The 26,448-nt window shown below is 60.8% G+C and carries 22 protein-coding genes; 8 read left to right on the top strand and 14 right to left on the bottom strand.

Translation table 11 applies throughout. From position 1 onward, the window contains the following. Positions 1–42 precede the first annotated feature (42 nt). The 7 genes from H8F22_RS21815 to H8F22_RS21785 form a co-directional block, all read right to left on the bottom strand. A complete protein-coding gene (locus tag H8F22_RS21815) occupies positions 43–897 on the bottom strand; it encodes an alpha/beta hydrolase (RefSeq protein ID WP_027923999.1) in 855 nt (284 codons plus the stop codon). Then, positions 894–1,700 carry an alpha/beta fold hydrolase gene (locus H8F22_RS21810; RefSeq protein ID WP_027923998.1) on the bottom strand — a complete coding sequence of 269 codons (807 nt, stop codon included), beginning with the start codon at positions 1,698–1,700 and terminating at the stop codon, positions 894–896. The genes H8F22_RS21815 and H8F22_RS21810 overlap by 4 nt, the downstream gene beginning before the upstream one ends. A 269-nt stretch (positions 1,701–1,969) precedes the next feature. After that, positions 1,970–2,413: a hotdog fold thioesterase gene (locus H8F22_RS21805; RefSeq protein ID WP_027923997.1), complete on the bottom strand. Its 444-nt coding sequence runs from the start codon at positions 2,411–2,413 to the stop codon at positions 1,970–1,972. Positions 2,414–2,445: 32 nt separating this feature from the next. After that, positions 2,446–4,113, bottom strand: a complete 1,668-nt coding sequence (locus tag H8F22_RS21800) for an AMP-binding protein (protein ID WP_194940673.1) — start codon at positions 4,111–4,113, stop codon at positions 2,446–2,448. Between the two features lie 211 nt (positions 4,114–4,324). Continuing rightward, complete coding sequence (sixA, locus tag H8F22_RS21795) at positions 4,325–4,777, bottom strand: phosphohistidine phosphatase SixA (protein WP_027923995.1); 453 nt, start codon at positions 4,775–4,777, stop codon at positions 4,325–4,327. After that, positions 4,774–5,121, bottom strand: coding sequence for a DUF4389 domain-containing protein (locus H8F22_RS21790; protein WP_027923994.1), 348 nt, complete (start codon positions 5,119–5,121; stop codon positions 4,774–4,776). Before H8F22_RS21790 ends, sixA begins: the two co-directional genes overlap by 4 nt. 32 nt (positions 5,122–5,153) lie before the next feature. Further along, a complete protein-coding gene (locus H8F22_RS21785) occupies positions 5,154–6,179 on the bottom strand; it encodes an NAD(P)H-dependent glycerol-3-phosphate dehydrogenase (protein ID WP_027923993.1) in 1,026 nt (341 codons plus the stop codon). 197 nt (positions 6,180–6,376) lie between these two features. On the opposite strand from H8F22_RS21785, the gene H8F22_RS21780 reads away from it, so the two are divergent. From H8F22_RS21780 to H8F22_RS21755, 6 genes are all read left to right on the top strand, one after another. Then, on the top strand, positions 6,377–8,500 hold the full coding sequence (locus H8F22_RS21780) for a TonB-dependent receptor plug domain-containing protein (RefSeq protein WP_324188243.1): 2,124 nt from the start codon (positions 6,377–6,379) through the stop codon (positions 8,498–8,500). Beyond that, positions 8,501–9,433, top strand: a complete 933-nt coding sequence (locus H8F22_RS21775; protein WP_027923991.1) for an ABC transporter substrate-binding protein — start codon at positions 8,501–8,503, stop codon at positions 9,431–9,433. Further along, complete coding sequence (locus H8F22_RS21770; protein WP_059182325.1) at positions 9,430–11,331, top strand: ATP-binding protein; 1,902 nt, start codon at positions 9,430–9,432, stop codon at positions 11,329–11,331. Before H8F22_RS21775 ends, H8F22_RS21770 begins: the two co-directional genes overlap by 4 nt. A gap of 247 nt (positions 11,332–11,578) precedes the next feature. Continuing rightward, entirely contained in the window at positions 11,579–12,094 is a 516-nt protein-coding gene (gene fabA / locus H8F22_RS21765; RefSeq protein ID WP_008148022.1) for a 3-hydroxyacyl-[acyl-carrier-protein] dehydratase FabA, read from the top strand. An 11-nt stretch (positions 12,095–12,105) separates the two neighbouring features. Continuing rightward, complete coding sequence (gene fabB / locus H8F22_RS21760; RefSeq protein WP_027923989.1) at positions 12,106–13,326, top strand: beta-ketoacyl-ACP synthase I; 1,221 nt, start codon at positions 12,106–12,108, stop codon at positions 13,324–13,326. A gap of 300 nt (positions 13,327–13,626) precedes the next feature. After that, complete coding sequence (locus tag H8F22_RS21755) at positions 13,627–13,815, top strand: hypothetical protein (protein ID WP_027923988.1); 189 nt, start codon at positions 13,627–13,629, stop codon at positions 13,813–13,815. Positions 13,816–13,885: 70 nt separating this feature from the next. On the opposite strand, the gene H8F22_RS21750 is transcribed toward H8F22_RS21755, so the two are convergent. From H8F22_RS21750 to H8F22_RS21720, 7 genes are all read right to left on the bottom strand, one after another. Continuing rightward, positions 13,886–14,428, bottom strand: coding sequence for a DUF2058 domain-containing protein (locus H8F22_RS21750; protein ID WP_059182324.1), 543 nt, complete (start codon positions 14,426–14,428; stop codon positions 13,886–13,888). Positions 14,429–14,456: 28 nt separating this feature from the next. Then, entirely contained in the window at positions 14,457–15,290 is an 834-nt protein-coding gene (gene mazG / locus H8F22_RS21745; protein WP_059182323.1) for a nucleoside triphosphate pyrophosphohydrolase, read from the bottom strand. A 122-nt stretch (positions 15,291–15,412) separates the two neighbouring features. Then, positions 15,413–17,656: a GTP diphosphokinase gene (gene relA, locus H8F22_RS21740; RefSeq protein ID WP_027923985.1), complete on the bottom strand. Its 2,244-nt coding sequence runs from the start codon at positions 17,654–17,656 to the stop codon at positions 15,413–15,415. A gap of 123 nt (positions 17,657–17,779) precedes the next feature. Then, entirely contained in the window at positions 17,780–19,132 is a 1,353-nt protein-coding gene (gene rlmD, locus H8F22_RS21735) for a 23S rRNA (uracil(1939)-C(5))-methyltransferase RlmD (protein ID WP_194940672.1), read from the bottom strand. Beyond that, positions 19,132–20,034 carry a cysteine synthase CysM gene (gene cysM, locus H8F22_RS21730; protein ID WP_027923983.1) on the bottom strand — a complete coding sequence of 301 codons (903 nt, stop codon included), beginning with the start codon at positions 20,032–20,034 and terminating at the stop codon, positions 19,132–19,134. Before cysM ends, rlmD begins: the two co-directional genes overlap by 1 nt. A 204-nt stretch (positions 20,035–20,238) precedes the next feature. Continuing rightward, entirely contained in the window at positions 20,239–21,669 is a 1,431-nt protein-coding gene (locus H8F22_RS21725; RefSeq protein ID WP_059182321.1) for a sensor histidine kinase, read from the bottom strand. Then, a complete protein-coding gene (locus H8F22_RS21720) occupies positions 21,656–22,378 on the bottom strand; it encodes a response regulator transcription factor (protein WP_027923981.1) in 723 nt (240 codons plus the stop codon). Before H8F22_RS21720 ends, H8F22_RS21725 begins: the two co-directional genes overlap by 14 nt. A gap of 215 nt (positions 22,379–22,593) precedes the next feature. Here H8F22_RS21720 and H8F22_RS21715 point away from each other — a divergent pair, with 215 nt between their 5' ends. After that, positions 22,594–25,350, top strand: coding sequence for a response regulator (locus H8F22_RS21715; RefSeq protein WP_027923980.1), 2,757 nt, complete (start codon positions 22,594–22,596; stop codon positions 25,348–25,350). Positions 25,351–25,452: 102 nt separating this feature from the next. Next, positions 25,453–26,442 (top strand): 2-hydroxyacid dehydrogenase, encoded by a 990-nt coding sequence (locus H8F22_RS21710; RefSeq protein WP_194940671.1) that lies wholly within the window; start codon positions 25,453–25,455, stop codon positions 26,440–26,442. Positions 26,443–26,448 lie beyond the last annotated feature (6 nt).

Here is a 26,448-nt window from a genome sequence, read left to right as displayed (position 1 = left end):
CCCATTTCAACCCGCCCAGCCTCGACAGTTGCCCGGCGCAAGTCAAGGAACGGCGAAGAACCGATTGAAACAGTCTGCGACAAGGTCGGCGCCGGTTTCGTCATTCAGGTGCAAATGATGACCGCCTGGCAGCTGTTCACGGCTAAAGGGTAGACGTTCCAGCAACTCGGAATGTTTGGCGAGCATGCCGTCGGCCGCGACCACCAGTTTGGCCGGACAACTGACTCGCTGGACAAAAGCCATTGCCTGTTCGGTGGTCAGACGCAGCGGCGATGGCAGCGTCAGGCGGTTGTCGGTGCGCCAGGTGTAACCGCCCGGCACGGGCATCAAGCCGCGCTGGGCCAGCAGCTCGGCGGCTTCGCGACTGACCGCCACCAACCCCTTCATGCGCGCTTCGATGGCGCGATCGAGGGTGTTGTAGACCGGTTTTTGCTTCTCCCGCAAATCCAGCTGCGCTTGCAGGGCCATGCCCATGCGCTCGGCGGCATTTTCGCCTTTGTCTGTAGGAGGAATGAGGCCGTCGATCAACGCCAGGTGTGTGACGCGCTCCGGCATCGACCCGGCAATGATCAACGAGGCGATGGCCCCCATGGAGTGCCCCATCAGTGCAAACCGCTTGAGGCCCAGTTGTTCGGCGACTTGCAACACGTCATGGGCGTAATCCCACATCGCGTAACCGGCGCCAGGCGGGCGATGCCCGGAATGACCGTGACCGGCCATGTCCAGGGCGATGATGCGCAAGCCTTTGAGCTTGGGCGCCAGTCGGGCAAAGCTGTTGGCATTGTCCAGCCAGCCATGCAGCGCAATCACCGGCAAGCCGTCTTCAGGACCGAACAAGTGTGCCGCCAACTCGATGTGCGGCAGGCTCAGACGGACTTCTTCGACGGCATTGCTCATGCGCAATCCTTTTGACGGCGACCGTCCCATCGGCTGAACAGGGTTTTCAGCAGCGTGGCCGTGTCGTGTGGACGTTCGAGAGGAAACATATGACCGCCGGGCAGCGTCAGGGATTCACCCTGCGGCATGCGTCCGACAGCGCTGGCGTGATGACGCATCACCACGCGACTCTTGTGCCCGCGCACCACCGCCAGCGGCACTTTCAGCTGACGCGTGCGACCGGGGCTGGTGTGGGGCACGCCACGGTAGATGCTGATTTCCGTGGCAGGATCGAAGCGCAGGCGCAGTGTGTCACCCACCTTGTGCAAACCGTGTTGCAAGTAGGCGTCAAAGCATTCCGGGTCAAAACTGCGGAACAAGGTTTTGCCTGAGAAGTAGCTACGCGCACTTTCGAGGTCGGCGAATTCTTCTCGGCGCCCCAGGGTACGGCCGGCCGGGGTCAAGCGGTCGATGAAGCCGAAACGCTTGGCGGCGCGAATGACCCATTGATCAGTGCGGGTCAGGACCGGTGAATCGAGCATCACCACGCCGCGATACAACTCCGGGCAACGCAAGGCCGCGTGCAAGTGCAGCACGCCCCCAAAGGAATGGCCGACGCCCCACACCGGTTCCGCTTGCTGCTTGAGGTGATGGATCAGTTCGTCCACCAGGTTGTACCAATTGTCGTCCGCGGGAAAACGCGGGTCATGAGCGTGCTGCTCCAGATGCGTCACCTGATACTCGGGCGCCAGCGCCGCGAACAACTTGCCGTAGGTTCCGGAAGGAAAGCCATTGGCGTGGGCGAAAAATATCTGTTGCGACATACCGGCAAATCCATGAGCGAGAACAGGCGTTGATTGTCCGTAAGACGACGGCTGACAGCAATGACTGTAAGTGACAGGAATGATGACAGTCCGGTCAGGGCAATACCGAAACGCTGATGAAGATCCCTGTAGCAGCTGTCGAGCCTTGGCGAGGCTGCGTTCGCGGTCAACCTGAAACACCGCGTTGGTAGATTTCACGACGGCTTCGCAGCCGAACGCAGCCTCGCCGGGGCTCGACAGCGGCTATACGAGGCGGATGCAGGCTTCGTTTAGCGGGCCGGCGGGTTCTCCCCCAGCGGCACGACCGCCATGGTCAGGCGCGACACGCAACTGGCCTTGCCTTCATCGCTGGTCAAGCGGATGTCCCAGACGTGTGTCGTGCGGCCAATGTGGATGGGCGTGGCCACGGCCGTCACCCTCCCACTGCGCAGGCCGCGCAGGTGGTTGGCGTTGATTTCCAGGCCCACGCAGTAAAACTTGCTGGCGTCGATGCACAGGTAGCTGGCCATTGAGCCGACCGTTTCGGCCAGCACCACAGACGCGCCGCCGTGCAGCAGGCCGTAAGGCTGGTGAGTGCGGTGGTCAATGACCATGCTCGCGGTCAGGGAGCCTTCGTCAAACGCTTCGAAGCGGATATCCAGCACTTCGCCGATGGTGTTTTTCTGGATCGCGTTCAACTGCTCGATGTTGGGAGTGGTACGCCACAGACTCATCGCTGCTTTCCTTTGTTGGTTTTGTTCGTGGCTCAATCCTGCCACAGCACCGCCTCGCTGCGCTCGCTCCATTCTTCGAAGCGGTCGCCGTAAGCCGCTTCGATCACGTTGCGCTTGATCTTCAGTGTTGGCGTCAGGAAGCCGTTTTCCACGGCCCAGCTGTCCTTGACCACCACCAGACGCCGCAAACGCTCGTGTTTGTCGAGGACGCCATTGACCTCATCCAGGAGTTTTTCCAGGCTTGAGTGCAGCCCCGCCCTCGCCGTGCCGCTGGCGTCCTGCTGCCCGACCGCCGATAGCACGCACAGCCCCAGCGGTGCACTCAAACCGTCACCGACCACGCACACTTGTTCAATCCGCGAATGCACCGCCAGGCGATTTTCAATCGGTGCCGGCGCGACGTACTTGCCCTTGCTGGTCTTGAAAATTTCTTTTAGGCGTCCGGTCAGGCGCAGGTTGCCTTCGGCGTCTTCCTCACCCTTGTCGCCGGTGCGCAGGAAGCCGTCCCCGGTGATGGTTTCAGCGGTTTTCTGTGGTTCCTTGAAATAGCCGAGCATGGTCGCGCCGCTGCGCACCATGACCTCGCCCGATTCGTCGATCCGCACTTCTACCTCAGGGCACGGCTTGCCGATCCAGCCGGACTTGTTCTCGCCGGGCCGGCCAATGTGCGAATAGCCGCAGCTCTCGGTCATGCCGTAGACCTCCAGCACGTCCAGCCCCAGTTTGCGGTACCACAGCAGCAAGGTTTGTGGCACGGGCGCAGCGCCGGACAAGGCAACGCGCAACGCGTCCAGCCCCAGCCCGGCGAGGACTTTATGCCCGACCCGCTTGCCGATGAAGGGCAGCCCGAGCAGAAAATCCAGGCGTTTTGCCGGGATCTTGCTGTACACGCCCATCTGGAATTTGGTCCAGATCCGCGGCACACCGAACAAGGCAGTAGGCCGGGCGCGCTTTAAATCCGTCAGGAAGGTGTCGAGACTCTCGGCAAAAAACACCGTCTGCCCGGTGTAAATCGACGCCAACTCAACGAACATCCGCTCGGCCACATGGCACAGCGGCAGGTAGGACAACAGCCGGTCCGACTCGTTGAGGCCGAATAGCTGCGTACCGCGGGTGGTGGCGAACCCCAGATTGCCGAAACTGTGCATCACGCCTTTGGGCAGGCCGGTGGTGCCGGAGGTGTAAATGATAGTGGCCAACTGATCGGCTGCCGGCGTGGGGTCATCCTGGATGGGTGAGCTGCGTTGCAGGTCGGCCCAGCTGAAATCGAAGGTGCCCGGTGGGTGCAACGGCAGACTGATCGTCGGCAGCTCAGGTCTGACGCCGAGGGACATGCTCGGCCAGTCATCGAGCCTGCCGATAAACGCCAGCGCTGCTTCGGAATGATCGAGTACCTGGGCCACCGATTCGGCGGTCAGGTTGGGGTACAACGGCACCGAGACATGCCCGGCCATCCAGATCGCCAGGTCGGCGATGATCCAGTGGGCACAGTTTTTCGAGATCAGTGCGATGTGGCTGCCTTGCGGCAATTCGCGGGCGCGCAGCCAGTGCGCGGCGCAGCGAGCCTGATGGCCGACGTCGGCCCAGGTCAGTGTTTCAACTTGCCCGCCACCCGTGGGCTGGACCAGAAAACGCTGGCGTGGATGACGGGCCTCACGCTCGTAGAAAACATCCAGCGGCAAACGAAAAGCAGCAGACATGCGACTCGCTCCTGAATTTTTGGTCTGGAGCAAGCGTAGTCAACCAAGCGGTTGCTTGGTTGACTATTTCATTACAAAAATCAGCAACACCGCAGCCCCCTGTAGGCGCCGGGCTTGCCCGCGATGCAGGCGCTGCGGTTTATGAATCAGACCGCGTCGATGCAATCGCGGGCAAGCCTCGCTCCCACATTGATGCCCTGTACCGACAGTGCTAAGGGTGTTTGATGCCCTTGAGTTTCATGGCGCCGGCCGGCGGCAGGTCACCTTCTAGCTCTGCCAGGCCGGCGGTCTTGACGGTTTCCGGCTCTTGCAGGTGACCGTGTTGCAGGTAACCGAGCAGATTGCCCACCAGCGGGTTGTGGCTGACCAACAGCGCGTTATCCACCGACACCAACTGCTCCGACACCGCTTGCGGGCGGTTGTCGGGCGTCAGCCACTCGACGGTGCGGATGTTCGGTTCGAACCCCAGCGCGTCGCGCACCAACTGCGCGGTCTGTTGCGCACGCAGGTAAGGGCTGGCGTAGATCGCGGTAATCGGCTGACCGATCAACTCGGCCGCACTGCGCAGCACTTCTTCGCGACCACGAAGAGTCAGCGCTCGCTCGGAATCAGGACGCGAGCCATACGGTTCAGCTTCACCATGACGCAATACCCAGAGTTTCATAGCTTGGGTTCCTCATCTCGGGCCGGATGCGGCGCGGGCGCCACAACATGCGGCGCTTCACCTTCCGGTGTACGCGGCGTCGGCCAGTCGGCGAACGGCCAGGGTTTCTGGTCGCTGTGGAAGCTGCCGAAACGACCGATCTGCGCCAGGAACTGGCTCAGGCTGTCGCCAAAGTTCATCAGGCTGGCGCTCGGGGCGCCATAGAACAAACGATAGATCAGTTGCACCAGCACTACCGCGCCCAGGATGAACTGCGCCACTTGCCAGACCAGCACGAAGACAATCATCCACAGCACCCGCAGCAGGATGGACTCGTACTTGGTTTCCATTTTCGGATCGTTCATGTCGTGCTCCCCTGCTTATTTACAAAGCGTGCTTAGTTGAAACCGCTGGTCGAGATGAAGTCGACGTCGGTTTTCGGTTCGCCGCGCATCAACAGCTCAATCACTTGATTTAGCGTGCGCCCTTCGAACAGGATCGCGTGCAGCCCGGCGACCAGCGGCATATAGACGCCCACCTCCTGAGCCTTGGCCTTGAGCACTTTGAGCGTGTTCACGCCTTCGGCGACTTCACCCAGACGCGTCACCGCTTCCTCCAGGCTCAGGCCCTGGCCGAGGGCGAACCCGACCTGGTAATTGCGGCTTTTCGGCGACGAGCAGGTGACGATCAAATCGCCCACCCCGGCAAGACCGAGGAAGGTCATCGGGTTGGCGCCCTGATTCACTGCAAAACGGGTCATTTCCGCCAGTGCTCGAGTGATCAGCATGCTCTTGGTGTTTTCGCCCATGCCCAGCGCCACGGCCATGCCGGCAATGATCGCGTAGACGTTTTTCAGCGCCCCGCCCAACTCGACGCCAAAGCGGTCGGCGCTGGCGTACACGCGAAAAGTCCGGCCATGCAGCGCTTCCTGAACTCGCTGACACAGCTCTTCGTCTTCGCTGGCGACCACCGTCGCGGTCAGCGCGTGTTCGGCGATTTCACGGGCCAGGTTCGGTCCGGACAGCACGCCGATGCGCGCTTGCGGAGCGATTTCCTCGAGGATCTCGCTCATCAGCTTGAAGGTGTGGGCTTCGATGCCTTTGGTCAGGCTGACCAGCAGTTTGCCGCTCAACTGTGCGGCATGCGGGACCAGGACCGAGCGCAGGGCACTGGAGGGCAGCGCGACGAAACACAGGTCGCAGGCGTCCAGCGTGGCTTGCAAGTCTGTCACCGGTTCTACCGCAGGGAGAATCTTGATGCCTTTGAGGTAACGCGGGTTCTCGCGATTGACCCGGATGGCCTCGGCCTGTTCGGGGTCTCGCATCCACTGCCGGACCTGATGCCCGTTTTCGGCCAGCAGATTTGCCACGGCGGTACCAAAACTTCCGCCTCCCAGGACCGCAATTGGGCGCTGTTCAGTCATATGCAATCCGTTAATCCATACCAGTGGCGATGTCGGCATTATACGGAGCGCCCCCGTGGCGGCCAGCCCCTGCGTCAATTACCAACACTTGTAGGAAGAAGACCAATAAATACGAGGAAAATGCCGGCATCGTGAATGGAAAAGTGACCGCGCTCGGTTAACATGCGCGCCAACTCCTCACGATCAAAGGGTATGACGTGTCGCTTGGTTCTCCATCATCCCGTTCGCCGCTGGTCCTGGCGCTGATGTTCAGCCCGTCCTTGCTGGCCGACGATTTGTTCCTCGACAACGAACCGCTCCCGCAAGTGCTGACGGCGACACGCCTGAAGCAATCGCCGGCCGCAGTTCCGGGGAGCATGACGGTGATTGACAGCGAATTGATCAACGCCAGCGGCGCACGGGACATCAGCGAATTGTTGCGACTGGTGCCGGGCATGATGGTCGGCAACATCAGCGGCAACCAGGCCACCGTGAACTACCACGGCACCAACGCCACTGAGGCCCGCCGCCTGCAAGTGCTGATCGACGGTCGCTCGGTGTACCGCGCAGGCCTGGCCACGGTGGACTGGAGCGATATTCCGGTGGCCATGGAGGACATTGAGCGCATCGAAGTGTTTCGCGGCCCGAACACCGTCAGCTACGGCGCCAACGCGCTGATGGCCGTGGTCAACATCATCACGCGCAACCCGGCCAACAGCCATGGCACCCGCGTGAAAGTCACCCGTGGTCAACGCGGCATCAACGACTATTACGCCAGCCAGGGCACCGGCTGGGACGGCGGCGACTTGCGTCTGTCACTGTCGGGGCAGCAAGACGACGGTTTCGATTCGGACCGCAACGGGGCCGATTATCGGGACAGCCGTCGCCTGAACCGCTTCAACCTTGCGGTCAGCCAGACGCTCGCGCAAAGCCAAAGCATCGACTGGCAATTGAATGCGAAGGAAGGCACCAACCAGCGACCGTATACCTACCGCCCGGTGTTCCCGGGGATTACCGCCGCCGGGGACAATTCCGACGTCGCCGCCAAAGATTACGCCGGCTCGCTGCGCTGGAACCTGGACCTCAATCCCGATCACAGCCTGTATGTCCAAGGCTCGGCCCAACACTGGGATCGCCAGCAAACCTGGCGCGCCTGTGATGCCGAAGCATCGTTCAGCCCGGAGCTGACCCAGCTTTGGCAGCTCAACCCGAATTACACCGAACGCCTGGCGCGCAACATGGATCGCTTCACCGGTCCCGGCGCACCTCTGGGCACGCCAGCGGAACAAGCGCTGGCCAATCAGGTGCTGGGGCAATGGAAAAACGGCGCCCGGCAAACACTCTGTGGCGACATCGACCAGAGCGCCCGGGAATCGCGCTACGACCTCGAAGTGCAGGACACCCTCAGCCTGTCCGACAGCCTGCGACTGGTCAGCGGCATGAACTATCGTTACGACCGGGCCGATTCCGAGACCTACTTCAATGGCACGCTCGACGACACCACGTGGCGCACGTTCGGCCAGCTGGAATGGCGTGCCACCGAGCACTGGTTGTTGCAGGGCGGGGCGATGTTCGAAGACACGCAATTGACCGGCAGCTCACTGACCCCGCGCGTGGCGGTCAATTACCTGATCAACCCGCGTCATGGCTTGCGTGCCGTGTATTCGGAAGCGATTCGCTCACCGGACATGTTCGAGAACAACGTCAACTGGAGTTACCAGGTGACCAACCTGCGGCCCACCGCTTACGGCCAGACCAGCGCCCGCTATTTCGTCAAGACCCGTGGGCCCGGCGACCTCGACAAGGAACGCATGCGCTCGCGAGAGCTGGGCTACAACGGCTACTTCGTCGAACTGGGGCTGAGCGTCGATGTGAAGCTGTTCTACGACGAAATCAACGGCATGATCAGCGAACCGCTGCGCAACAATCAGTACATCGCCAGCAACTCCAACACCTCGCGCTTCACCGGGGCGGAAACGCAACTGGACTGGCGCCTCGGCAGCGCTGACCGCCTGCGCCTGACCTATGCCTACGTGGACACCGACGCCAGTAATCCGCTGGATGAGCAACAGACCGCGCGCAACAGCGGCTCCGCCGGTTGGCTGCGCAACTGGGGACAGGGCTGGAACAGCGCCCTCTTCTACTATGGCGACGATGCGCTCAACGGCTATCGCTTCGAGCGGGTCGACACCCGCATCGCCAAACGCCTCGGTTTGGGCAAGGCCAACCTGGAACTGGCCGGCATCCTTCAGCAACGCCTGGACAATCAACCCACCACCTTTGTCGACAACAACTACGACGAGCGCCGAGTGGTTTACTTCAGCGCGGAGCTGACGTTTTAAATGCGCCGTCGCCTGTCATGGAAGTCGCCGCGACCGGGTCGCCTGCTGGCCGGGTTGTGCCTGGCGGTTGGCTGCCTGCTCGGCGCCCTGCCGATACAGGCTGCAGACATTCTGTTGACCGGCACCGAAGACAGCCCCGGCGTGCAGTCCTTCGTCCATGCATTGAGCGAGATGCGCCCCACCGACAACGTCCGCTTCCAACTACTGGCGAGTCTCCCCTCGCCAGGCAAACTGCCTGCCGCCACGCGCCTGATCCTGCTGGATCTGCCGAGCCTCGACTGGCGTCAGCAAGAGGCCCAGGGGCCGACGACGCTGGTACTGCGCATCAGTCGCCTGCAAGCCCAACAACGTTTCGGCGTGAACTTTCCACCACACCTCAGCCTGCTCTGGAGTGATCCGCCACTGGATCGGCAATTGCGCCTGACCCGACTGATCCTGCCCCAGGCGCGGCGCGTTGGCGTGCTGTTCGACAGTCACAGTGAATTCCTGCTGAAAGAAATGCGTCTGGCCGCCCTGGGGGAAAGTCTTGATGTGGTCGCCGAGCGCTGGGATAACACCAATGACAGTCGCCCCTTGCAGGATTTGCTGAAAAACTGCGACGTGCTGCTGGGCCTCGACGATCCCGACCTGTACAACCCGAAAACCGCAAAAAATCTGCTGTTGAGCAGCTATTCCCGGCAACTGGCCTTGGTCGGCCCGAATGCCGCGTTCGTCAAGGCCGGCAGCCTGGCCAGCACTTACAGCGATCAGAGCGACTGGCTGCAAGTGCTCGACGAATTGCTCGACCTGCCACCGACGAGCTGGCCGCGCGCGCTTTACCCGCAACACTTCAAAGTCTCAAGTAACCCGCAAGTGGCTCGTTCATTAGGTATTGAGCAGATTGATGACGCATCTGCCGCCCTCCAGCTGGCTGAAGGAGAAAGCCGCCCATGACCTTCCGACGCCCTTGGGACATCAATACCCGCACCCAAATGATCAGCCTTGGCCCGGCCCTGTTGCTGACATTGGTGCTGATCAGTTTTTTTACGTTCGTACGGATTCAGGACCTGCGTCAGGAGCTCAATCACACCGGGCAGTTGATCGCCAACCAATTGGCTCCCGCCACCGAATACGGGGTGATTTCGGGTAACAACGAGGTGCTCGAAAGCTTGCTCAAGGCGACACTCGCCACGCCGAACGTGCGTTTCCTGGAGGTCCAGGACAACGCCAACCGGATTCTGGTGTACGTCGAGCAACCCTCGGAAACCCACCGACGCTCGCAGCAGGTTGAAGTGTTCCAGGCACCGGTGCGGTTGCAGCGGATCGCGCTCAACAATGATTTTTTCCAGGGCTCCAAAGCCTCGAGCACCGGCCCCTCCGAGGACTATCTGGGCCGGGTGATCGTCGGTCTGTCGAATGACGCCTTCAACCAGCGTCAGCAGGAAATCCTGTTGAAAGCCGCGATCCTCGCCCTGTTCGCCCTGCTGTTTACCTTTCTGGTGGCACGGCGCCTGGCGGGCAGCCTGTCGCAACCGATTCGCGACATTGGCAACGCGGTGAAGGCCATCCAGGAAGGCGATTACACACGCCCCTTGCCGATTGTCGACGACACCGAGCTGGGCGCGCTGTCGCAACACATCAACAACCTCGCCAGCGGCCTCGAACAAGCCAGTCGCGAACAGCATCAGGCGATGGCGCAGTTGATCCAGACACGCGAGGAAGCGGAAAAGGCCAACAATGCCAAGTCTGATTTCCTGGCGATGATGAGCCATGAACTGCGCACGCCGATGAATGGCGTACTCGGCATGCTGCAATTGCTCGAAACCACCGACATGACCGAAGAGCAGGTCGAATACGCGGCACTGGCCTCGGAGTCCACCGAACACCTGCTCAAGGTCATCAACGACATTCTCGACTTCTCGCGCATCGAGCGTTCGGAACTGGAACTCGAGCACATCCCGTTCAATCTCGCGGACCTGATCGTCAGTTGCGCCCAATCGTTCCAGCACAGCGCGGCGCAACGCGGGCTCGATCTGCAGTTGCTGATCCCCGACGACATGCGCGCCCTCCAGGTTCAAGGCGATCCGACACGCATCCGGCAGATTCTGGTCAACCTGGTCGGCAATGCCTTGAAGTTCACCGAGCATGGCCGCGTCAGCATCGAACCGCAGTGGCAATCGCTGGATCACGAACTGCTGTGGTTCACCTGCACCGTGCGCGACAGCGGCATTGGCATTTGCGCTGAAAGCCTGGAGCTGATGTTCAATGCCTTCCAGCAGGCCGACAGTTCCATCTCACGACGCTACGGGGGCACCGGCCTGGGGCTGCCGATTGCCCGCACGTTGGCTGAACGCATGGGCGGCACCTTGCGGGCGCAGAGCGAAGAAGGCCAGGGCTCGGTGTTTACCCTGGAAATCCCGCTGGCTCTCTATAAACAGACGCTTCCGGTGCTGGCCCCGAGGGCGCAGACCGGCAATGAGGATGGCGCGGGGCATAACGTGTTGCTGGTCGAAGACAACCCGGTCAATCAGACCGTGATCGAAGCAATGTTGCGCAGCCTGGGCTTTACTGTCAGCGTCGCCACCGACGGCGCGCAGGCCGTGCGTAGCGCCGAAAGCCTGATTTTTGAAGCGATCCTGATGGACTGCCGACTGCCGATCATCGACGGCTATGAAGCGACCCGACAGATTCGCCAATTGCCCGGCTGTGCGGACTTGCCGATCATCGCCTTGACCGCCAATGCGCTGCAGGGCGATCGCGAAGCCTGTTTGTCGGCGGGCATGAACGATTACTTGGCCAAGCCCTTCAAACGAACGGATTTGCAGCAAATTCTGCAGCGCTGGGTGCAGTAGTACAGGCCTTTCGACCATCTGCGACTGGCGTGAAAGGCGAAAGTGCGGCAGTCTTAGGCACCCGAACAGGCCCGAAAAGGGGCTTGAATAATAATTTCAGTGCACAAGTGTACATTCATGTCCTTGGTGCTGTGACTTTCACCACAACGCAATAGTCTATGAGTAGGCTGCTGACTCGAGGCATGAACGCCTCGATCGGCCGGGAGATTTGCCCCACCCTGCCGCATGGGACTATTGAGGAGCTCGCATGACCCAACAAAACGCCTTTACTCGGGAAGACCTGCTGCGCTGCAGTCGCGGTGAGCTGTTCGGCCCAGGTAACGCACAACTGCCCGCCCCGAACATGCTGATGGTGGATCGCATCACCCATATCAGTGCCGAGGGTGGCAAGTACGGCAAAGGTGAATTGGTCGCCGAGCTGGATATCACTCCGGACCTGTGGTTTTTCGCCTGCCACTTCGAAGGTGATCCGGTGATGCCGGGCTGCCTGGGCCTTGACGCCATGTGGCAACTGGTCGGCTTCTTCCTTGGCTGGCAAGGCCTGCCGGGCCGTGGCCGTGCGCTGGGTTCGGGCGAAGTGAAATTCTTCGGCCAGGTCCTGCCGACCGCCAAAAAAGTCACCTATAACATTCAGATCAAGCGCGTGTTGAAAGGCAAACTGAACCTGGCCATTGCCGACGGTTCGGTCAGCGTCGACGGCCGCGAGATCTACACCGCCGAAGGCCTTCGGGTCGGCGTTTTCACCTCCACTGACAACTTCTAAGGGTTATCCGCATGCGCCGCGTCGTTATCACTGGTCTGGGCATCGTTTCGTGCCTGGGCAATGACAAAGAGACCGTCTCCGCTAACCTGCGTGCAAGTCGCCCTGGCATCCGGTTCAACCCGGAATATGCCGAAATGGGTCTGCGTAGCCAGGTTTCCGGCTCCATCGACCTTCCCCTCGAAGAACTGATCGATCGCAAGATCTATCGCTTCGTTGGCCACGCGGCGGCTTACGCCTACCTGGCCATGAAAGACGCCATCACCGACTCCGGTCTGACCGATGAGCAAGTCTCCAACCCGCGTACCGGCCTGATCGCCGGTTCCGGTGGCGCCTCCACGCTGAACCAGATGGAAGCGCTGGACATCCTGCGCGAGAAAGGCGTGAAGCGCGTTGGCCCGTACCGTGTAACGCGGACCATGAGCAGCACCGTTTCCGCTTGCCTGGCCACCCCGTTCAAGATCAAGGGCCTGAACTACTCCATCGCTTCTGCCTGCGCCACCAGTGCTCACTGCATCGGCAACGCCATGGAACAGATCCAGATGGGCAAGCAGGACGTCGTGTTCGCTGGCGGCGGCGAAGAAGAGCATTGGAGCCAGTCGTTCCTGTTCGACGCCATGGGCGCACTGTCCAGCCAGTACAACGAAACCCCGGAAAAAGCTTCCCGTGCCTACGACGCCAAGCGTGACGGTTTCGTCATCGCCGGCGGTGGCGGCATGGTCGTGGTCGAAGAGCTGGAACACGCTCTGGCCCGCGGCGCGAAGATCTACGCGGAAATCGTTGGCTACGGCGCGACTTCCGACGGCTACGACATGGTCGCCCCAAGCGGCGAAGGCGCCATCCGCTGCATGCAGATGGCCATGTCCACCGTTGACGCTCCGATCGACTACCTGAACACCCACGGCACCTCGACTCCGGTCGGCGACGTCGCGGAAATGAAAGGTGTGCGTGAAGTGTTCGGCGACAAGGCTCCGGCCATCAGCTCCACCAAGAGCCTGTCGGGTCACTCCCTGGGCGCCGCCGGCGTTCACGAAGCGATCTACTGCATGCTGATGATGGAAGGCAACTTCATGGCCGGTTCCGCCAACATCGAAGAACTGGACCCGGAAGTGGCAGACATGCCAATCCTGACCAAGACGCGCGAAAATGCCACCATCAACACCGTGATGAGCAACAGCTTCGGTTTCGGTGGCACCAACGCCACGCTGGTACTGAAGCGTTGGGCAGGTAAGTAATACCTCGCCGTTTCGCTGCACACAAAAACGCCCCGACTGGTTCGGGGCGTTTTTTTTGTGCCCTAATAAAGTGAATGCACCGCAGTTCCTGTAGCAGCTTGGTTATTCATGAACATGAAGCTTTTGTCATAAAACTCAACGCCCTGCGACCGAATGTCGCGCGTTACGCGGGCTGCAGGACTTTTGCAGAATCGGCAATTGTCCGTTACCAATCCCGAACGTTTACTTAGCAAGCTAACAAAACGTATAACAAAGACCTGCACACGCCTTGGTGCAGATAATTGAGATTGGAGCTAGCAGATGACTGTAAAAGTAACTGAACGCGACGATTCACATAAATCCCATGAGGGTGTAGCCGCTGGTATCCGCATTTGGGATGTCCACCAACAAGACCTGCTGGTGGGGATGTTTCACTCCGAGACTGACGCGCACAACTACAAAACCGAACTGGAAACACTGGAGCAGCAAAGGGCGTTGCGCTCCGCTTGAGCAACTACAGCATTGAAAACGACAAACCCCGCCATGAGCGGGGTTTGTCGTTGTTGCAACCTCTAACGGCTTACCACATCAGATCATCCGGAATCTGGTAGGCGGCGTACGGATCGTCCTCGGCGGCCACTTCTTCAGTCTTCACGTTCATCTGCACGATGCGTTGTGGATCACGCTCCTGGATCTTCAGCGCCGCTTCACGCGGGATCACTTCATAACCGCCGGCGTGGTGCACGATGGCCAGGAAGCCATTGCTGAGCTGATTACGCATCAGCGTGTTGACGCAGAGGCGCTTGACCTTTTTGTCATCAACGAAGTTGTAGTAGTCCTCGGTGGTCAGCTTCGGCAGACGCGAGACTTCGATCAATTGCTTGATCTGCGCGGCGCGGGCCTTGGCCTCGACTTTTTCCTGCTGCTGACGGTTCAGCTCCTGGTCGCGCTTGACCTTCTCGGCCTTCGCTTCCTGCGCCGCACGCTGCTGCGAGTCATCCAGCTCGATATGGCCTTTGTGGGCCAGGCGCTGTTGTTTCTGCTTCTCTTTGCCGACCTGTTTGGCCTGCTTCTGGTTGACCAGCCCTGCTTTGAGCAACTGGTCGCGAAGGGAAATGCTCATGGTGCTTGTTTCTCACTTAGGCAACTGCTCAACCGCAGCTGGTCAAATTCTTTTCCTGACGTTTGGCTTCGCCCCACAAGGCGTCCAACTCTTCGAGGGTGCAATCTTCTATGGGACGGTGGGTGTCGCGCAATGCCTGTTCGATAAAACGGAAGCGTCTTTCGAATTTGCTGTTGGCGCCACGCAGCGCGGTTTCCGGATCAACCTTGAGATGACGCGCCAGATTGACCACGGAAAACAGCAGATCACCGACTTCATCGGCAATCGCCGCCGAGTCATTGTCGGCCATCGCTTCGAGCACTTCATCAAGCTCTTCACGAACCTTGTCCAGCACCGGCAAGGCGTCCGGCCAGTCGAAACCGACCTGCCCGGCGCGCTTCTGCAACTTGGCCGAACGAGACAACGCCGGCAGCGCAGCAGGCACATCGTCGAGCAAGGACAGTTGTTGCGGCGCGGCAGACTTCTCGGCGCGCTCCTCGGCCTTGATCTCTTCCCAGCGCTGCTTGACCTGTTCTTCACTCAGGCGCGGGATGTCCATGGGCGCGTACAGATCACCGGTGGGGAACACATGAGGATGGCGACGGATCAGCTTGCGGGTGATGCTGTCGATCACACCGGCAAACTCGAAGCGCCCTTCTTCCCGGGCCAGCTGGCTGTAATAAACCACCTGAAACAGCAAATCCCCCAACTCGCCCTGCAAATGATCGAAGTCGCCGCGCTCGATGGCGTCAGCGACTTCATAGGCTTCCTCAAGGGTGTGCGGGACGATGGTGGCGTAGGTTTGCTTGATGTCCCACGGGCAACCGAACTGCGGGTCGCGCAGACGGTTCATCAAGTGCAATAAGTCTTCGAGTGAATACATCAATCAGTCTCTACACAAACCCTTGCAGGAGTGAGCCTGCTCGCGATGGGGGCGTGTCAGTCGGCATTAATCGTGACGGATACACCGCTATCGCGAGCAGGCTCACTCCTACATTGATCATCTCAAGGAGTACGGTTACGGCGGGTTTCGATGATGTTTGGCAACTGGGAAATCCGTCCCAGCAACCGCCCAAGCGCATCCAGCCCCGGAATCTCGATGGTCAGGGACATCAACGCGGTGTTGTCCTCTTTGTTCGAGCGGGTGTTGACCGCCAGCACGTTGATCCGCTCGTTGAGCAGCACCTGCGACACGTCACGCAGCAAGCCGGAGCGGTCGTAGGCGCGGATGACGATGTCCACCGGGTAAGTGAGCACCGGCACCGGGCCCCAGCTGACCTGGATGATCCGCTCAGGCTCGCGCCCGCCCAGTTGCAGCACCGAGGCGCAGTCCTGGCGGTGAATGCTCACGCCGCGGCCCTGGGTGATGTAGCCGACGATGGCATCCCCCGGCAACGGCTGGCAGCAGCCGGCCATTTGCGTCATCAGATTGCCGACACCCTGGATCTGAATGTCGCCACGCTTGCCCGGTTTGTAGCCGGTGGCTTTACGCGGGATCAGCTCCAGCTGCTCGTTGCCGCGTTCCGGCTCGACCAGTTGCTGCGCCAGGTTCACCAGTTGCGCCAGGCGCAGATCTCCGGCGCCCAAGGCCGCGAACATGTCCTCGGCGGTCTTCATGTTGGCCTTGTCGGCCAGCTTGTCGAAGTCCACCGCCGGCAGGCCCAGACGATTGAGTTCACGCTCAAGCAGGGTTTTACCGGCCGCGACGTTCTGGTCACGCGCCTGCAACTTGAACCAGTGGACAATCTTCGCCCGTGCCCGCGAGGTGGTGATGTAACCCAGGTTCGGGTTCAGCCAGTCGCGGCTCGGGGTGCCGTGCTTGCTGGTGATGATCTCGACCTGTTCACCGGTTTGCAGGCTGTAGTTGAGCGGCACGATCCGGCCGTTGATCTTCGCGCCACGGCAGTTATGGCCGATTTCGGTGTGCACGCGGTACGCAAAGTCCAGCGGCGTCGCGCCTTTGGGCAGGTCGATGGCGTGACCGTCCGGGGTGAAGATGTAGACCCGGTCCGGCTCGATATCGACCCGCAACTGTTCCGCCAGGCCGCCGATATCGCCCAGCTCTTCGTGCCACTCGAGGACCTGACGCAGCCAGGAGATTTTCTCTTCGTAGTGGTTGGAGCCGGATTTGACGTCGGTGCCCTTGTAGCGCCAGTGCGCACACACGCCCAGCTCGGCTTCCTCGTGCATGGCGTGGGTGCGGATCTGCACTTCCAGCACCTTGCCCTCGGGGCCGATCACCGCGGTGTGCAGCGAGCGGTAGCCGTTCTCTTTCGGGTTGGCGATGTAGTCGTCGAATTCTTTGGGAATGTGCCGCCACAGGGTGTGGACAATGCCGAGCGCGGTGTAACAATCGCGCATTTCCGGCACCAGCACGCGAACGGCGCGCACGTCGTAGATCTGGCTGAATTCCAGACCCTTGCGCTGCATTTTGCGCCAGATCGAGTAGATGTGTTTGGCCCGGCCGCTGATGTCGGCATCGACGCCGGTGGCCTGCAATTCATTCTTCAGCTGGCTCATCACGTCAGCGATGAAACGTTCGCGATCCAGACGCCGTTCATGCAGCAATTTGGCGATCTGTTTGTACTGGTCAGGCTCAAGGTAACGGAAGGACAAATCCTCCAGTTCCCACTTGATGTGACCGATACCGAGACGGTGCGCGAGAGGCGCATAGATGTCGAAGACTTCACGGGCGACGCGATTGCGTTTTTCGTCGTCAGCGGTTTTCACCGCTCGAATCGCGCAGGTGCGTTCAGCCAGTTTGATCAGCGCGACGCGAACGTCGTCGACCATGGCGACCAGCATTTTGCGCAGGTTTTCGACCTGGCCCTGAGTGCCCAGCACCAGGGATTTACGCGGGCTCAGGCTGTCGCTGATCGCCGCCATGCGCTGCACGCCGTCGATAAGCTTGGCCACCACCGGGCCGAAGCGCTGGCTGATCGCAGGCAACAGAATCTGCCCTTCGCGCACGCCACGGTACAAGATCGCGGCGACCAGTGAATCCTGATCGAGTTTGAGGTCGGCGAGAATCTCGGCGATCTCAAGGCCCGTGCGGAAACTCGACGTCCCTTCGGACCAGAGATTCTTCGCCGCATTGGCCTGCTGTTCAGACGTACGAGCGAACTCGCACGCTTCCTTCAAGGCTTCGCGATCCAGTGCCGGATCGACACTGACCGCATGATCGAGCCAAGCCTCGAGATTGATACTGCCGTCTGTATTGATCGGCTGGTGTGCTCTCACCTGTACCATCTTGCTTACCTTCCCTACGACGCAGATTCAATGCGTCAAATCGCTGACCTTCGTTGCCCGCTTGCGCTCGCGGGGCTCATGCGAGCGCTGCACGGGCGGGACAGTCGGACCAGACGAGCCGTCCTAGCTCGCTTCAAATAACGCCATGGCCTCGACATGTGCCGTTTGAGGAAACATATCGAGAATCCCGGCACGTTTTAACCGGTAGCCCTGCTTGATCAATTCAACCGTGTCGCGCGCCAGCGTTGCCGGGTTGCACGACACGTACACCAACCGCTTGGCGCCCAAGGACGCCAGCTTGCGCACGGCCTCGAAAGCACCATCACGCGGTGGGTCCAAGAGTACCGCACAAAAGCCTTCGCGCGCCCATTCGGCGTCGGACAAAGGCTGGGATAAATCGGCCTGAAAAAACTTCGCGTTATGCAGATTATTACTAGCCGCGTTCGCAGCGGCGCGCTCGACCATGGCCTGCACACCTTCCACCGCGACCACTTCGCGAACGGCCTTGGCCAGCGGCAATGCAAAGTTACCCAAGCCACAAAACAAATCCAGAACCCGCTCATCCGCTTGCGGTTTCAGCCAGTCCAGCGCCTGGGCAATCATCGCTTCGTTGACCCCGGCATTGACCTGAATGAAATCCCCCGGCCGGTAGGCCAGTTCCAGGTCCCACTGCTCCAGGCGATAACCCAGCGACGCATCGGCCTCGACCGGTTGCGGTTCACCGTCCCCATGCAGCCACAATTGGGCTTCATGGACGGCGCAGAAATCCTTGAGGATGGCCATGTCGGCGTCAGACAACGGCGCCATGTGCCGCAGCAACACGGCCAATGACGAACCGCTGAACAATTCCACATGCCCCAGCGCTTGAGGTTTGCTCAAGCGACGGAGCATCTCCGGCAAGCCGCTCATGATCGGTTGCAAGGGCTGTACCAGCACCGTGCATTCGTTGATCGCGACGATGTCCTGACTGCCCGCTGCGCGGAAACCGACCTCGAGTTTTTTCGCTTTCATGTCCCAACGCACCGCCACGCGGGCGCGACGACGGTAACCGAATTCCGGACCGCTCAACGGCGCTGCCCACTCTTGCGGTTCGACACCGGCGACCTTTGACAGTTGCTCGGCAAGCATGCGTTGTTTCAGGGCGAGTTGTTCAGAATGAGGCATATGTTGCACGCTGCAGCCGCCACAGCGACCGGCGTGCGGGCACGGTGCCGGGCGACGCAGTTCGCTGGCCTGGAACACGCGCTCGGTGCGCGCCTCGACCACTTTGCCGTGGGCGCCCAATACTCGCGCCTCAACGTCTTCACCGGCCAATGCGCCGATGACGAACCAGGTGCGACCTTCAAAAAAAGCGATACCGCGACCGTCATTGGCCAGGCGCTCGATGCTCAAGCGCTGCTTTTTGCCGGTCGGGATTTGTGGGGCCTTGCTGCCGCCCGTGGGTTGGAAGCGCAGGCCTCTCTCGTGCTTGGCCATCAGTTAGGCGCGTCGAAAATGCCGGTCGACAAATAACGGTCGCCACGGTCGCAAATGATCGCGACGATCACCGCGTTTTCAACTTCTTTGGACAGGCGCAGCATCGCCGCCACGGCGCCGCCCGAAGACACGCCACAGAAGATGCCTTCTTCGCGGGCCAGACGACGGGTCACGTCCTCGGCTTCACTTTGCGCCATGTCGACAATACGGTCGACACGATCCGCCTGATAAATCTTCGGCAGGTATTCCTGCGGCCAGCGACGGATGCCCGGAATCGCCGAGCCTTCCATCGGTTGCAGGCCGATGATCTGCACGCCTTCGTTCTGTTCTTTCAAATAGCGAGAGACCCCCATGATGGTACCGGTGGTGCCCATCGAACTGACGAAATGGGTGATGGAGCCCTCGGTCTGACGCCAGATTTCCGGGCCGGTGGTGGTGTAGTGCGCTTGCGGGTTATCCCCGTTGGCGAACTGGTCCAGCACCTTGCCACGGCCTTCGGCTTCCATCCGCTGAGCGAGGTCGCGGGCGCCTTCCATACCTTCTTCCTGGGTGACCAGGATCAGCTCGGCACCATAAGCCGTCATCGCGGCTTTACGTTCGGCGCTGGAGTTGTCCGGCATGATCAGGATCATCTTGTAACCCTTGATCGCGGCGGCCATCGCCAACGCAATACCGGTGTTACCCGAGGTCGCTTCGATCAACGTATCGCCGACGTGGATCTGCCCGCGCAACTCGGCGCGAGTGATCATCGACAGCGCCGGACGGTCCTTGACCGAACCCGCCGGGTTATTCCCTTCGAGCTTGAGCAAAAGGGTATTGCTGGTGGCACCGGGCAGGCGCTGCAAACGGACCAGCGGAGTGTTGCCGACGCAATCGGCGATGGTTGGGTACTGCAAGGTCATGGCGTATTCGCAATCCAGACTGCGGGGGCGCCTATCATACCGGCAAACGTTCGAAGGCCATATCACGCAAAGTGCGGTGCTTATGGCTTATGGGAATAAGCAGTGAAATTCTGGTCACTCCTTTATGCCGACTGGTTAATTTGTGAAGGGTGGCTGGGATGGCCTCATCGCGGGCAAGCCCGCTCCCACAGGGTTAGAGGACGATCACGCCATATGCGGGTGACACACATCCAGTGTGGGAGCGGGCTTGCCCGCGATGGCGTCATCACTCACACCCTCAACTTCAGCCACCAACCGCATATTCAGCCGCAACCCAACCCCAGTGTTCTCAGCCCACAACTGTCCACCCTGACGCCGCACCGCATTCCTCGCAATGCTCAACCCCAACCCGAACCCGCCATCCCCCGGTCGCGAACCGTCGAGCCGAATGAAGGGGCAGAAGATCCGCTCAAGATCAGTCTCTGCCACCCCGCCGCCTTCATCTTCCAGCCACACATGCCAGAAATCGCCATCACGTTGCCCGCCCAGACTCACCACGCCGCCCTTGGGCGAATGACGAATGGCGTTGCGCAGGATGTTTTCCAGCGCCTGCGCCAGGGTGTTGAGGTTGCCGCGCACCCAGCACGACGAGTCCACCGTGCAGCGCAATTGACTGCCCGGCCAGCCGCTTTCATAGCAGGCATTTTCCGTGAGCATTTCCCACAAGGCCTGGACCTGAATCGCTTCGTCAGGCAACGGCGCACGCTCAGTATCGAGCCAGGCCAGTTGCAGCGTGTCCTCAACCAGACGCTGCATGCCATCGACCTCCCGCCCGATACGCTCGCGCAACGCCGTCAACCCCTGCTCGCTTTCGCTGGCCACCCGCAAGCGGCTCAACGGTGTGCGCAGTTCGTGGGACAGGTCGCGCAGCAATTGTTGCTGCAAGGCCACGGTGCTTTGCAGGCGCTCGGACATGTGGTCGAAGGCCCTGCCCAGCTCGCCGAGTTCATCCGAACGATTGGTGGTGCTGCTCGACAGGCGCACGTTCAATTGGTCCGCGCGCCAGGCGTTGGCCTGTTCGCGAAGACTGTTCAACGGCACGACCAGCAGTCGATACAGACCGACACACAACAACAGTGTGAACATTCCCGGAATGATGCCGTTGGTGATCACGCGCCAGATCAACCGGTATTGCCCCGGTACAAAACGTTGGGGCAACTCGATCACCAGGCTGCCGGCCGCCGGGTCGTTGGGAAAAGGGATTCTCAACCATGGCAAGCCCCTGGTGTGGCGACTCGTTGGCCAATCCAGCCCCCGCAAAAAGGTCAGGCGCTGAATTTCTTTATCTGTCAGCGGATAGCTGCTCAACGACTGCAAGTCAGCGCCGATGACACCGACCCAGGATGTCTCGCGCTTGCCGATACCCTGCAGCCAGACGTCGACGCCTGCACTCTGGTGCTGATTCCAGGCTTGCTCGGCTTCGGCGGCGTAGCGGGTCAGCGTGATCCGGGCCTCTTCGGACAAGAACAGGTTTTTCTGCTCCATGTACCGCCCCCACGACCAGCTCAGCCAGATCATCAGCAGACAAAACGCTACCAACAAACAGGCAAGTTTCCAGAACAGCGAGTGACGTCCCGGCAGGTCAGACCATTTCATCGGCAGCACTCAGGACGTAACCCTTGCCCCAAACCGTACGCACTTCGCGCTCGGTGTAGCCGATACCCTTGAGCTTGCGGCGGATCTGACTGATGTGCATGTCGAGGCTGCGGTCATGGGCGGCGTAACCCCGTTGCAGCACATGCTGATACAGGAAGGCTTTGCTCAACACTTCATCGCCATTGCGGTTGAGCGTTTCCAGCAACCGATATTCGCTGCGAGTCAGGCCGGCGGCGTGCTCGCCATGGAAAACCTCACACAGTTCATCGTCAAAACGCAGGCTGTGCGCCTCGCAGGCCAAAGGCTGCGGCGCCGGTCGACGGTCGAGCGCCACCCGACGCAGGATCGCTTCGATGCGCACGCGCAACTCGGCCATGCTGAAGGGTTTTGGCAGGTAGTCATCGGCGCCCAGACGAAAGCCGCTGATGCGATCCTCCTCGGCACCCAATGCCGACATCAGCACCACGGGCGTGGCATGGCTCTGGCGTAATTGCGTCAACACATTGAGCCCGTCCAGGCCCGGCAGCAGGATATCCATCAACACCACATCGAAAGCTTGCTGGCGCGCGATGGCCAGGCCTTCCTGACCGTTCTGGCACCAGGTCACCTGAAAACCGCAACGGCCCAAATGCTCGCGCACATAGGCACCGAGCACGAGGTCGTCTTCGATGGAAAGGATTCGGGGATGGCCAATCGGGATGGGAGTCATCAGTATCTGCAAATAATTCTCAGTTGAGCGATTATTAAAGATTGCCTGCCGATGGGCAACCCAAGGTTTGCCCAAGACACAAAAGCAGCCCGCCCGCCGACGAATGACGACATCAATTTTACGAAGATTGACTGCCTGCAAATCGCTACACTGCCCGGGTGGCGCGTACCGGATGTACCCGCAGGTCAATCAATCGCTGGATGCAGGAGAGATGCGTGCTCAAGAAACTGGGAATTAAAGGCCGCGTGCTGTTGCTGACCCTGTTGCCGACCACTCTGATGGCCTTGGTCCTGGGCGGCTATTTCACCTGGATGCAGCAATCCGACCTGCAATCCCAACTGATGCAGCGCGGCGAAATGATCGCCGAGCAGCTGGCACCGCTGGTGGCCCCGGCCATGGCGCACAAGGACAATGAGCTGCTGGAACGCATCGCCACCCAGTCGCTGGAAACAGCCGACGTGCGCGCAGTGACCTTCCTCGCCCCCGACCGCACACCGGTAGCCCACGCCGGCCCGACCATGCTCAATCAGGCGCCGCCGCTGGGCGACGGTTCGAAGATGTTGCGCCGCAGCGGCAACGATGCGACGCGTTACCTGCTGCCGGTGTTCGGCAAACACCGCAACCTGGCCGGCGACTTGATTCCCGACGAAGCCGACCGCCTGCTGGGCTGGGTCGAACTCGAGCTGTCGCACAGCGGCATGTTGCTGCGCGGTTACCGCAGCCTGTTTGCCAGCCTGATGATGATTGCTGCCGGTCTGGCGGGTGCGGCGCTGCTGGCCCTGCGCATGGGCCGGACCATCAATCGGCCGATCAGCCAGATCAAACTGGCGGTGGCGCAACTCAAGGACGGTCATCTGGAAACCCGCCTGCCACCCCTCGGCAGCCAGGAACTGGATGAACTGGCGTCCGGCATCAACCGCATGGCCGGCACCCTGCAGAACGCCCAGGAAGAATTGCAGCACAGTGTCGATCAGGCCACCGAAGACGTGCGTCAGAATCTGGAAACCATCGAGATCCAGAACATCGAGCTGGACCTGGCGCGCAAGGAAGCCCTGGAAGCGAGCCGGATCAAATCCGAGTTCCTGGCCAACATGAGCCATGAAATCCGCACGCCGCTCAACGGCATTCTCGGCTTCACCCACCTGCTGCAAAAAAGCGAGCTGACGCCGCGTCAGCTCGACTACCTGGGCACCATCGAAAAGTCCGCCGACAGCTTGCTGGGGATCATCAACGAGATCCTCGACTTCTCGAAAATCGAGGCCGGCAAACTGGTGCTCGACAACATTCCGTTCAACCTGCGCGACTTGCTGCAGGACACCCTGACCATCCTCGCCCCCGCCGCCCACGCAAAACAGCTGGAACTGGTGAGTCTGGTCTATCGCGACACGCCGTTGTCGCTGGTGGGCGATCCGCTGCGACTCAAGCAGATCCTCACCAACCTGGTCAGCAACGCGATCAAGTTCACCCGCGAAGGCACCATCGTCGCCCGTGCCATGCTCGAAGAAGAACACGAAGACAGCGTGCAACTGCGCATCAGCATCCAGGACACGGGCATCGGCCTGTCGAGTCAGGACGTGCGCGCGCTGTTCCAGGCTTTCAGCCAGGCCGACAATTCGTTGTCTCGGCAACCCGGCGGCACCGGGCTGGGGCTGGTGATTTCCAAGCGACTGATTGAACAGATGGGCGGCGAGATTGGCGTCGACAGTACGCCGGGCGAAGGTTCGGAGTTCTGGATCAGCCTGAGCCTGCCCAAGACCCGCGACGACGCCGAAGACCTGCCCAGCGCTCCCCTGCTCGGGCGCCGCGTGGCGGTGCTGGAAAACCATGAACTGGCGCGGCAGGCATTGCAGCATCAACTGGAAGATTGCGGCCTGAGCGTCACGCCGTTCAATACCCTGGAAAGCCTGGCCAATGGCGTGACCGGCGCGCATCAGACCGATCAGGCCATCGACCTGGCGGTGCTCGGCATCACCAGTAACGACATGCCGCCCGAGCGTCTCAACCAGCACATCTGGGACCTCGAACACCTGGGCTGCAAAGTCCTGGTGCTGTGCCCGACCACCGAGCAGACGCTGTTCCATCTCTCGGTGCCGAACCCGCACAGTCAGCTTCAGGCCAAACCGGCCTGCACGCGCAAACTGCGTCGGGCCTTGTCCGATCTGGTCAACCCGCGCCAGCAGCGCAGCGAACCCGGCGAACCGGTCTCCAGTCGTGCGCCGAAAGTCCTGTGCGTCGACGACAACCCGGCCAACCTGTTGCTGGTGCAAACCCTGCTCGAAGACATGGGTGCCAAGGTGCTTGCAGTTGAAAGCGGTTACGCGGCGGTCAAAGCGGTGCAGAACGAAACCTTCGACCTGGTATTGATGGACGTGCAAATGCCCGGCATGGACGGGCGTCAAAGCACCGAAGCGATTCGCCAGTGGGAAAGCGAGCGGCATTGCACTCCGCTGCCGATCGTTGCCCTCACCGCTCACGCCATGGCCAATGAAAAACGCGCACTGCTACAAAGCGGCATGGACGATTACCTGACCAAACCCATCAGCGAGCGGCAACTGGCGCAGGTGGTGCTGAAGTGGACAGGTCTGGCGTTGCGCAACCATGGGCCGGAGCGTGCCAACGAAAGCCACGGTGGCGGGCATGATTTGCTGGTGCTCGACCCCGAAGAAGGTTTACGCCTGGCCGCGGGGAAGGCGGATCTGGCGGCAGACATGCTGGCAATGTTGCTGGCCTCGCTTGAAGCCGACCGCGAAGCCATTCGCATCGCCCGGGAAAGCAATGACCAGAATGCATTGATCGAACGCGTCCACCGCTTGCACGGGGCGACCCGTTATTGCGGCGTCCCGCAACTGCGTGCGGCCTGTCAACGCAGTGAAACCCTGCTCAAGCAACAGGACCCGAAAGCCCCCGGCGCGCTGGAAGACCTCGACCGGGCGATCAATCGCCTGGCCGCGCATGCCCGCATCAACGCTTGATGCAGCGCAACGGCGCTGACCACCATCAGCGCTAAGCTGCCTTTGGTAGCAGCTGCCGAAGGCTGCTACATAAAAGCTTTGACCGAGTTAAATGGAGGACTCATGCGCACGATTCTTTTCAGCAGCCAGACCTACGACCGTGACAGTTTTCTGGGCGCCGAGCTGCCCGCCGGCATCGAACTGCACTTTCAATCGGCGCGGCTGAGCCTTGATACCGTGGCGCTGGCAGAACATCACGATGTGGTCTGTGCCTTCATCAATGACGACCTCAGCGCCCCGGTGCTGGAACGTCTTGCTGCGGGCGGTACGCGCCTGATTGCCCTGCGCTCGGCCGGTTACAACCATGTCGACCTGGCGGTGGCGAAACGTCTGGGCCTTGCAATCGTGCGCGTCCCGGCTTATTCCCCGCACGCTGTGGCTGAACACGCGGTTGCGTTGATCCTGGCGCTCAACCGCCGCTTGCACCGGGCCTACAACCGCACCCGCGAAGGCGATTTCAGCCTGCACGGGCTGACCGGCTTCGACCTGGTGGGCAAGACCGTCGGCGTGGTCGGCACCGGGCAGATCGGCGCAACGTTCGCCAAGATCATGAACGGTTTCGGCTGCCAGTTGCTCGCCTACGACCCGTTCCCCAATCCGCAGGTCGAAGCCCTTGGCGCCCGCTACCTGAGTTTGCCGGAACTGCTGGCGCAGTCGCAGATCATCAGCCTGCATTGCCCACTCAATGAGCAAAGCAAACACCTGATCAACCGAGAATCACTGGCGCACATGCAACCGGGCGCAATGCTGATCAACACCGGGCGCGGCGGCCTGGTGGACACCCCGGCGCTGATCGACGCCTTGAAGGACGGCCAATTGGGTTATCTGGGGCTGGATGTGTATGAAGAAGAGGCGCAGCTGTTTTTCGAGGACCGCTCGGACCTGCCGCTACAGGATGATGTGCTGGCGCGGCTGCTGACCTTTCCGAATGTGATCGTCACTGCGCACCAGGCCTTCCTGACCCGCGAAGCCCTGGGCGCGATTGCCGCGACGACCTTGCAGAACATCGTCGCCTGGGGCGCCGGAACGCCGCAGAATCAGGTCGAGGGCTGATTTTTC

Origin of the sequence: Pseudomonas mucoides (genome assembly GCF_015461845.1) — a bacterium.
In the GTDB taxonomy this organism is placed as follows: Bacteria; Pseudomonadota; Gammaproteobacteria; order Pseudomonadales; family Pseudomonadaceae; genus Aquipseudomonas; species Aquipseudomonas mucoides.
The sequence above is the reverse complement of the archived record's forward strand: the minus strand, read 5'-3'. Positions and strand labels throughout refer to the sequence as shown.

Coding starts and splice junctions, on each gene's coding strand:
- H8F22_RS21815 (WP_027923999.1), bottom strand. CDS start 897: ATGAGCAATGCCGTCGAAGAAGTCCGTCTGAGCCTGCCGCACATCGAG.
- H8F22_RS21810 (WP_027923998.1), bottom strand. CDS start 1,700: ATGTCGCAACAGATATTTTTCGCCCACGCCAATGGCTTTCCTTCCGGA.
- H8F22_RS21805 (WP_027923997.1), bottom strand. CDS start 2,413: ATGAGTCTGTGGCGTACCACTCCCAACATCGAGCAGTTGAACGCGATC.
- H8F22_RS21800 (WP_194940673.1), bottom strand. CDS start 4,113: ATGTCTGCTGCTTTTCGTTTGCCGCTGGATGTTTTCTACGAGCGTGAG.
- sixA (WP_027923995.1), bottom strand. CDS start 4,777: ATGAAACTCTGGGTATTGCGTCATGGTGAAGCTGAACCGTATGGCTCG.
- H8F22_RS21790 (WP_027923994.1), bottom strand. CDS start 5,121: ATGAACGATCCGAAAATGGAAACCAAGTACGAGTCCATCCTGCTGCGG.
- H8F22_RS21785 (WP_027923993.1), bottom strand. CDS start 6,179: ATGACTGAACAGCGCCCAATTGCGGTCCTGGGAGGCGGAAGTTTTGGT.
- H8F22_RS21775 (WP_027923991.1), top strand. CDS start 8,501: ATGCGCCGTCGCCTGTCATGGAAGTCGCCGCGACCGGGTCGCCTGCTG.
- H8F22_RS21770 (WP_059182325.1), top strand. CDS start 9,430: ATGACCTTCCGACGCCCTTGGGACATCAATACCCGCACCCAAATGATC.
- fabA (WP_008148022.1), top strand. CDS start 11,579: ATGACCCAACAAAACGCCTTTACTCGGGAAGACCTGCTGCGCTGCAGT.
- fabB (WP_027923989.1), top strand. CDS start 12,106: ATGCGCCGCGTCGTTATCACTGGTCTGGGCATCGTTTCGTGCCTGGGC.
- H8F22_RS21755 (WP_027923988.1), top strand. CDS start 13,627: ATGACTGTAAAAGTAACTGAACGCGACGATTCACATAAATCCCATGAG.
- H8F22_RS21750 (WP_059182324.1), bottom strand. CDS start 14,428: ATGAGCATTTCCCTTCGCGACCAGTTGCTCAAAGCAGGGCTGGTCAAC.
- mazG (WP_059182323.1), bottom strand. CDS start 15,290: ATGTATTCACTCGAAGACTTATTGCACTTGATGAACCGTCTGCGCGAC.
- relA (WP_027923985.1), bottom strand. CDS start 17,656: ATGGTACAGGTGAGAGCACACCAGCCGATCAATACAGACGGCAGTATC.
- rlmD (WP_194940672.1), bottom strand. CDS start 19,132: ATGGCCAAGCACGAGAGAGGCCTGCGCTTCCAACCCACGGGCGGCAGC.
- cysM (WP_027923983.1), bottom strand. CDS start 20,034: ATGACCTTGCAGTACCCAACCATCGCCGATTGCGTCGGCAACACTCCG.
- H8F22_RS21725 (WP_059182321.1), bottom strand. CDS start 21,669: ATGAAATGGTCTGACCTGCCGGGACGTCACTCGCTGTTCTGGAAACTT.
- H8F22_RS21720 (WP_027923981.1), bottom strand. CDS start 22,378: ATGACTCCCATCCCGATTGGCCATCCCCGAATCCTTTCCATCGAAGAC.
- H8F22_RS21710 (WP_194940671.1), top strand. CDS start 25,453: ATGCGCACGATTCTTTTCAGCAGCCAGACCTACGACCGTGACAGTTTT.